This is a genomic window from uncultured Lactobacillus sp. (assembly GCF_947367085.1).
Classification (GTDB): Bacteria; Bacillota; Bacilli; order Lactobacillales; family Lactobacillaceae; genus Lactobacillus.
In genome coordinates this window covers 1-5,240 of record NZ_CANBCP010000083.1, presented here as the reverse complement: position 1 = coordinate 5,240, position 5,240 = coordinate 1, and the positions used below count along the sequence as shown (strand labels likewise).

Annotated in this window: 6 protein-coding genes; 5 read left to right on the top strand and 1 reads right to left on the bottom strand. The window is 32.1% G+C overall.

Annotated features, from left to right (window positions below):
* The first annotated feature begins 202 nt into the window (after positions 1-202).
* From Q0Y70_RS09340 to Q0Y70_RS09320, 5 genes are all read left to right on the top strand, one after another.
* Positions 203-1,060, top strand: a complete 858-nt coding sequence (locus tag Q0Y70_RS09340; protein ID WP_297820260.1) for an aldo/keto reductase — start codon at positions 203-205, stop codon at positions 1,058-1,060.
* A 120-nt stretch (positions 1,061-1,180) separates the two neighbouring features.
* Positions 1,181-1,783, top strand: a complete 603-nt coding sequence (locus Q0Y70_RS09335; RefSeq protein ID WP_297820257.1) for an HAD family phosphatase — start codon at positions 1,181-1,183, stop codon at positions 1,781-1,783.
* 153 nt (positions 1,784-1,936) lie between these two features.
* Complete coding sequence (locus Q0Y70_RS09330) at positions 1,937-2,797, top strand: NAD(P)H-binding protein (protein WP_297820252.1); 861 nt, start codon at positions 1,937-1,939, stop codon at positions 2,795-2,797.
* A 68-nt stretch (positions 2,798-2,865) separates the two neighbouring features.
* On the top strand, positions 2,866-3,549 hold the full coding sequence (locus Q0Y70_RS09325) for a DUF6557 family protein (protein ID WP_297820249.1): 684 nt from the start codon (positions 2,866-2,868) through the stop codon (positions 3,547-3,549).
* Between the two features lie 20 nt (positions 3,550-3,569).
* Positions 3,570-4,058, top strand: coding sequence for a hypothetical protein (locus Q0Y70_RS09320; RefSeq protein WP_297820246.1), 489 nt, complete (start codon positions 3,570-3,572; stop codon positions 4,056-4,058).
* A gap of 44 nt (positions 4,059-4,102) precedes the next feature.
* On the opposite strand, the gene Q0Y70_RS09315 is transcribed toward Q0Y70_RS09320, so the two are convergent.
* On the bottom strand, positions 4,103-5,182 hold the full coding sequence (locus tag Q0Y70_RS09315; protein ID WP_297820243.1) for an ATP-binding protein: 1,080 nt from the start codon (positions 5,180-5,182) through the stop codon (positions 4,103-4,105).
* Between the last annotated feature and the right edge of the window lie 58 nt (positions 5,183-5,240).

Below are 5,240 nucleotides of genomic sequence, written 5' to 3'. Positions count from 1 at the left end.
TTAACTCCGATTGAATATCGAAATCAAGCCTTAGTCAGCTAGAACAAATATTTGTCTAATTTTTACGTCTCAGTACAAATTATGGTCTTTTTGTTTTCAATTCAAGGTATCCTAGTTGAAAATATAAAATAATGATGTCTTTTCATGAAAAATTTATATTTTTCTACTATACTAAAGTTAGTGCAAGTTAGGAGGACAATATATGAAATTTAATTCTCTAGAAGACACATATACTTTAAATAATGGTGTTAAAATACCAGTCATTGGATTTGGAACTTGGCAAACTCCCAATGGTGAAGTAGCCAAAGAATCAGTTTTAGCTGCTTTAAATTGTGGTTATCGTCATATTGATACTGCCAAAGCATATGGCAATGAAAAAAGCGTGGGTGAAGCGATCCAGCAAAGTGGCATAAATCGTCATGATTTATTTATTACCACTAAATTATGGAATTCTGATCATGGTTATGAAAAAACGAAGAAAGCTATTGATCAAAGTTTGTTAGATTTGAATTTAGATTATCTTGATCTTTACCTTATTCATTGGCCAAACCCAGTAGAAATGCGTGATAATTGGGCTGAATTGAATTCCGAAAGTTGGCAAGCAATGCAGGAAGCGGTACAAGCTGGTAAAATTAGGGCAATTGGAGTTTCTAATTTTAGAAAGCACCACTTAGATGCTCTTATGAAAGAGGCAGAAATTAAACCTGCAGTTAATCAAATATTTTTGAATCCAAGTGATTTGCAAGAGCAAGTAGTTGCTGAAGATGAAAAACTCGGCTTACTAAGTGAAGCATATAGTCCATTAGGAACTGGTGGTTTATTAGGTAATGATGTAGTTAAAGAAGTTGCACAGCATTACAGCAAGTCATCAGCACAAGTTTTGATTCGTTGGTCGCTACAACATGGATTCTTACCACTACCGAAGTCAGTGCATCCTGAATATATTAAGGCTAATGCTGATGTATTCGATTTTGAAATTAATCCTGAAGACATGACAAAATTAGATGCTTTACATGGTGTAGCAGGCTTAGCTAATGATCCTGATAAGACTGATTTTTAAAGGGGAAGAGACCGATTCTTATTTAAGAGAATTCGATCTCTTTATTTTTTCTGTATTTAAATTGATTATAATAAGTTGGAAATACATATTTTAAATATCGTTAATTAGAAAGAATTAGAGATGCTAAAAAATATAATTTTTGATTTCGGCAATGTAATTATGAACTATAATCCTGATCGAATATTGGATAAATATCCCCTAACAGCCAAAGAACATGAAATTTTATTAAAAAATATTTTTCAGTCAGAGCAATGGCTAGAAATTGACGCTGGAAAAATAGATGAACAAGAAGCAACCGAGATTTTTAAGAGTCGTGTTGATCGAGACTTAAAAGACAAGGTGCAATTAATTATGGACACATGGCCTGAAAAAGTCGACTTTTACGAAGCAGTGTTTGAATATATTTCTGAACTGCGAAAACAAGGATATAAGATATATGGTTTATCTAATACAGGGATGAAATTTGCTAATTTTGTCAAAAATTCTGAGCGCGGAGAATATTTTGATGGTTATGTTTTTTCAGCACAAGAGAAAATAATGAAACCCAACAAGCGAATCTATCAAATACTTTTAAATAGATATGAATTAAAAGCAAAAGAGAGTATATTTATCGATGATTTAGCCGCTAATACCCAAGCCGCAAAGGATCTGGGGATGCAAGGATTTACTTTTAGAATAAATAGGTTAGACCAATTAAAAGAGTATATTGCTGGAAATAGCTGATAACAAAAAAGATGTTAGTGATTTTGTCACTTAACATCTTTTTGTTTATGCTCTTTTTCTTTTTGCTTAACTAAAATCGTATCAACAATATCTGATAGTTTAATATTATTCAATTTTGCTTTAGCCGCTACCGTTGTAGTGGAGGATATTTAAATGAAAATAGCAGTTACAGGTGCTACAGGTCACTTAGGTGGCAAAGTGGTCGAACAACTAAGTAAAGAAATTGATAAAAATGAAATTGTAGCCTTAGTCCATAATAAAAATCATGCTACTAGATTAATTGACGCAGGTTACGAAGGTCGCGAAATTGATTTTCAGAAACAAGCTACTTTAGTAGGTTCATTTCAAAATATTGATACTTTAATTTATGTAGCAAGTAAAACATATTCGGTTTTTGATCGAGTAAGAGAACTTGAAAATGTTCTAGCTGCAATGAAAGAAAATCAAGTCAAGAACTTAGTAGCAATGAGTTTTATTGCTGATCAAGAAGATAACCCGTTTATTATGTCACCATTTTATGGTTATTTGCCAAGACGACTAGCTGGAACGAAGTTAAATTATGCTATTGCTAAAAATGCCTTGTACGCAGATCCATTAGTACCATATTTGCCTGAATTAATTGAAAGAAAAGGCTTGATCTATCCAGTTGGCAAACAAGCAATGAGTTTTATTACTTTAGATGATTCTGCCGAAGCAATGGCTAAGATGGCTTTGAATGAAGAAATTTTAAAGAGTAGAAGAACTTATTTGCTTACTCAAGCGCGTTCTTATACAATGCCGGAACTTGGTGCTGTGATGACTGAAGTTACTGGCCATGAAATTGGTTATCATCCAGTAAGCGTTGAAGAATTTGGTAAAATTTATGCTTCTGAAGGTGATGGCGATGAACTTGCTTCCATGTATGCAGGTGGGGCAATGGGTTACTTGCACGGTTTAAGTGATGACTTTGCTCATATCACTGGCCATGAGCCGGAAGCAATGGAACATTTTTTGAAGAGAAATTATCGTAAATAAAAATAAGCTCTGCATTTGCAAATTTTTTTGTTATAATTAGAATCACTCTGCGATTGATGTTTTTAGAAATGGAAAAAGAAATGAAGACAGTTCAAGAAACTCTAAAAAACATTGATGAAAAAAGTTTGATTGATAATTATTTAGAAACATATCCGGTTTCTTTAGATGATTTTGAAGATGAAGTTACAATCGGAGATGCCAGAAGGTATTCCCAATATCGTCTTCACACTTATTTGTCAAGATTAAAGGAAATGAAGATTACGAAAAGTAGCAATCAGGGCATTTTCTTTATTCAACGAAAAATGGAAGATGGGTTAGGGATTGGCACGGATTTTAATTTAGTGTTTGTAGATGATTTAAAGAAAAAAGGATTAGATGCTAATAGCTATGCTTATGAGTTTTCTCCTCAAACCGAAATCATGGGCTGGTGGATTGCTGATAACCAATTAACTCAAAGATATTTATTAGATCTTTTAGTTGATATCATGGAAGAAGCATCATTTTTTGGTTATGAACAAGAGAATTTGAAAAAAGAATTAGATACTATTACTACGCAGATAGACGAGATTAAAGAGAACCCTGGGAAATTGGTTTCATTTGATAAAGTAAGAGAAGAATTTGATTTTGACAAATTAAATTCTAAAGAAGATGATCTATCAAATGCAGCTCTGAATGCAGAATTGATCTATCGTGAATATTCTCGTAAGAAAGAACTAAAAGAGATCATAGACAAACTAGGTATTAATTATTAGACAGCTGAGGAGATATTTGTATGTCTAAAAAATTAGTAAGTATCGAATTTGGGTTTGAAAATTGTGAAGTAGGGGTTTTACCAATTAAATCCGTTCCTATCGTTGAGTTAAACAATATTCAAAAGGATTTTGCTCATAATTGGAGATTTAATAATGATCCTAATGATGAGTTCTCGGTTGATTTACATTGTGAAAGTGCCCATTTTGTGATTGATTACGAATCTGCAAGTAAAGTTAAAACTAATATGATGGAGTATAATGAAGAATATAATTTGGCACGACGATTTTTATATTGGAAGAATCTTAGTTCTGTGACTATTCATTATGATGATAAAAGCTCTGTCTTTATTTGGTTGCCATATGAAGAACTGAATCCCCACGCATTTTTTGATACTTGTAATAAGCTGCAAACAACTATTACTCAAGATGATTTCTGGGAAGTGGGTATAAACAGTGCCTATAATAATCATCAGATGATTATAGTTGATTTGAATATTCAAAATAATTAAAAGAAAAGCTGGAATTGACATAATTTTGTCATTTCCAGCTTTTATTATCCCCAATTTAATTCGTCATATTTTGCTTGGATGAATTCTCTAAATAGTGGTAGGGTGAACCCCAATTTACCTCGAATAATCGGCCTAATTAAATCATACTTAATTAGTTTTGTACGATACATATTGACATATTGCTTGCTTTTATCCATTTTTTCAATAATTGTACTGATATTATTATCTTTTGACATCTCATAGAGAAATTGAAAATCAATTTCTGTTAATTCGTGTGAGATGACATCATATGCTTGATTGAAAAGCGTATCTTTAAAAGCTAATTTAGTATAATTCCAAGCCTGATCAAACCCTTTGCCGCTAGCTAGTTCTTCATACATTAAATCTCCGACTAGTTGAAAAGCATAAGCATAGCCTTGTGTCATCTCTGCCATTTCTTCAGCTTGATCACTTGTAATGTCAAATACCTTGATATAAGCTTGAGCAATTGATAGTTTCTGCAATTTATTAACATGAAATCTATCAGCACGCACCAAAAAAGTTAAATTATGCGAACTAGAAAGTTCAGCTACTTCCTTCAATAATCCAGTCATGATAACAGAAACTTGAAGCTCACTTAAACTCCAATTATTAAATTCTTCAGCTAATTTCTGAATTGCTGGTGTATTAGAAACTTCATCAATACAAAACGCGACACGCATGTTAACTTGCTTCAATAATTTTAAAATTTTAGTGATTTCAGTTTTATAGTAAATCTCATCATGCTTTTCATTTGCTTCAGCAAAGTTTAGCGAAACAAAAGGTAAGTTAATTGAAATAGAAGACGACCACTTTTTAATTTTGCTTAGCATTGGTGCTAATTTTATATACATCATGCGAAATAAATCTTCAGTATTATGAAGAGTTACGACAACAGTATCATCATATTTATTAAGTTCTTTGCCAACTTTATTCATGAATACTGTTTTGCCAGAGCCACGAACTCCTGTAATAAATAGGGAGTAAGTAGGGTGTTTTTTATAGCGATGAGCTCTTTTAGCATATTTGACAGCATCATTATTAAAATCAAGATATAGTTCAGGAATTCCGCCAAATTCGGCATCAAATGGATTTTCACTGTACATTTTAATACCTCATTATACTTTACTATATAATTTTATACTTCATTATACTTCATTATAC